The sequence below is a fragment of the Halorubrum sp. CBA1125 genome (assembly GCF_009742825.1).
In the GTDB taxonomy this organism is placed as follows: domain Archaea; phylum Halobacteriota; class Halobacteria; order Halobacteriales; family Haloferacaceae; genus Halorubrum.
The window spans coordinates 1-2,345 of record NZ_WPCE01000296.1 but is presented as its reverse complement, the minus strand read 5'-3'; the positions used below and the strand labels follow the sequence as shown (position 1 = coordinate 2,345).

General features: G+C 67.5%; 4 protein-coding genes. 3 read left to right on the top strand and 1 reads right to left on the bottom strand.

All coding sequences use genetic code 11. From position 1 onward, the window contains the following. Positions 1-244, bottom strand: a 244-nt coding sequence (locus GJ633_RS15895) for an EamA family transporter (protein ID WP_156589552.1), incomplete at its 3' end; no start/stop codon positions are given. Positions 245-426: 182 nt separating this feature from the next. Between GJ633_RS15895 and GJ633_RS15890 the strand changes: the two genes are divergently transcribed. The 3 genes from GJ633_RS15890 to GJ633_RS15880 all read left to right on the top strand — a co-directional run bounded on the left by GJ633_RS15890 (position 427) and on the right by GJ633_RS15880 (position 1,935). Beyond that, positions 427-909, top strand: coding sequence for an Lrp/AsnC family transcriptional regulator (locus GJ633_RS15890; protein ID WP_156589551.1), 483 nt, complete (start codon positions 427-429; stop codon positions 907-909). 104 nt (positions 910-1,013) lie between these two features. After that, a complete protein-coding gene (locus tag GJ633_RS15885) occupies positions 1,014-1,364 on the top strand; it encodes a 4a-hydroxytetrahydrobiopterin dehydratase (RefSeq protein ID WP_156589550.1) in 351 nt (116 codons plus the stop codon). A 91-nt stretch (positions 1,365-1,455) separates the two neighbouring features. Next, entirely contained in the window at positions 1,456-1,935 is a 480-nt protein-coding gene (locus GJ633_RS15880; RefSeq protein WP_156589549.1) for a hypothetical protein, read from the top strand. Positions 1,936-2,345: the final 410 nt, after the last annotated feature.

The window sequence follows — 2,345 nt, the reverse complement described above, 5'->3', positions numbered from 1 at the left end:
CGCCGGCGACCGCGACGCCGAGCCACTCGCTGCGGCCGCGGGGCACCCACCGATCGGGCGCGAGCGCGGCGTACGCCAGCACGACGGCGCCGGCGATCGCGTACCTGACGCCCGCGAACAGGAGCGGCGGGAAGTAGTGCAGGCCGGCTTCGATCGCCACGAACGACGTCCCCCACAGCGTCGAGAGGAGGACGAACGCGACGACCATTCGTTCCGGAGTCGAGAGGAGATCTTCGATCTGCATTGAACATCAATTCGAAATAGATCGATATAGTTAAAGAATTCTATCGAATATCTGGTTTTTTAGAATGAACAATCACACATACGAATGTAATTCGAACTGCTGTCAAAATGACGGCTGATGTTGGAGTCGTCTCCAAGCCTGTCGGTCGACATATACAACACGCCCGAACGCGGACGGGGCGTATGGACGAGCGCGACGTGCGGCTCTTAAAGGCGATCGCGGACCTCGGCACGGGGAGTCCGGAGCGGCTCCACGAGGAGACGGGTATCCCGGTGTCGACGATCCACTACCGGCTGAACAACCTCCGCGAGGCGGGCGTGATCGAGAACGACCTCTACGACTTCGACCACGAGGCGCTCGGGCTCGGCGTCACCGTCATCGTCGAAGTGCTCGCGGACTACGAGGGCCCCTACGAGGAGTTCGCGGACGAGCTGCTCGCGGTCGAGGGGGTCACGGAGGCGTTCTTCACCATGGGCGAGACCGACTTCGTCGTGCTCGCGCGACTCTCCTCCTCGGAGACGGTCGAGCGGCTCATCAGCGACTTCGAGGCGATCCCGCAGGTCGAGCGGACGAACTCGACATTCACGATCGCGACGCTGCGCGACGAGTCCCGCGCGCCAGCGACGTACGACGTCGAGACGCTGATCGACGAGCTGACCGAGTGAGCACCCACCGATCGAGGCGGACCGACGCGCTCGTCGGCGTGAGGCGTCACTGCGATCCGCCAGCCGACGGAAGGTACAAACCGATCGTCGTCCAACGATGACGCATGCCACCGTCGCTCGCGGACCAGCCGGTCGAGCCGGCCGACGACGACCCCGAACCGCTCACCGAGGACGCGTACGCCGAGTACCTCGACGCGCTCGGCGACGCGTGGGAAGTCGTCGACGACCACCACCTGGAGGCGGCCTACGAGTTCGAGGACTTCGCGGCCGCGCTGGCGTTCACGAACGACGTCGGCGAACTCGCCGAGGCCGAGTGGCACCACCCGGACCTCCACCTCTCGTGGGGCGAGGTCGGCGTCGAGCTGTGGAGCCACGAGGTCGGCGGGCTCACCCGCGCCGACTTCGCGATGGCTGCGCGGATGGACCGGATCTACGCCGAGTACGACGAGGACTGAACGAGACGCGGCGGACCCGCGGGAACCGATCGACGGACGAGCTGACAGGTCAACGAACGAGTTTAAAACCCTCCCTGCGAAACGGGAGGCAATGAGCGACAACGTCTTTCTGGTCCCGATCGACCCGGAGAACTTCGATCGAACGGTCCGGTCCACGGTCGACCTCAGCGAGTATCCCGACCGGCCGGACCCCCTCGCCGACCTCGACGAGACCCGCCTGTGGGCCGTGCCCGACGACAGCGGCGGCTCGGCGTTCGAGCGCATGTCCGAAGGCGACCTCCTGTTGTTCTACCACGATGACGAGTACGTCGCCACCGGCCGCGTCGGAACGACCTTCGAGGACGACGACCGGTGGGCCAGCGGTACGTTCTGGACCGCGTTTCCGACGACCCGGGTGTACACCGTCACCGACTTCGAACCGGTCTCCGCACCGAAGCGCGGCGTCAACCGGATCTTCGACTACTCCGAGTCGTACACGCCCGGGTTCATGCGGGTGGCCGACGACCGGGTCACGGCCGATCTCTCCTCGATCGAGTCCGCGCTCGCACACTACACCCGCCGGAACGCCTGAGCCCCGGAACCACCAAGCCGACGCCCGGTTCTCGTCGGCGGTCTGTCGCTCTCGATCTGCGGCACCGCCGCACACGCGCTCGTGTGATCCGCCCCTCACGCCGCCGCGATCCTCACGCCGCGTCGATCAGCGCCTCGTACGCGTCGGCGTACCGCGCCGCGACGCGGCTCGGGTCGCCGCGCTCGTCGCCGGTCAGCGCCGGCAGGGCGACCGTCGCCAGCGGTTCGATCATCTCCGTCACCGCGTCCGTGTGCTCTTTCTAACGCCCCCCTCGCGGGGGGCTCCCCCGACGCGACCGCGCGCCCCCCTTCGCGTAGCGGTCGCCCCGCGTAGATCCGGGGCGCGGCCGGGGATCGACGACCCGCGACCCGCGCCCCGGGTTTCGGGCGGGGGGGGCGTCTCCGGGGGGG

Excerpts from the sequence above, each read along its gene's own strand:
- GJ633_RS15880 (WP_156589549.1), top strand. The coding sequence starts at position 1,456 with ATGAGCGACAACGTCTTTCTGGTCCCGATCGACCCGGAGAACTTCGAT.
- GJ633_RS15885 (WP_156589550.1), top strand. The coding sequence starts at position 1,014 with ATGCCACCGTCGCTCGCGGACCAGCCGGTCGAGCCGGCCGACGACGAC.
- GJ633_RS15890 (WP_156589551.1), top strand. The coding sequence starts at position 427 with ATGGACGAGCGCGACGTGCGGCTCTTAAAGGCGATCGCGGACCTCGGC.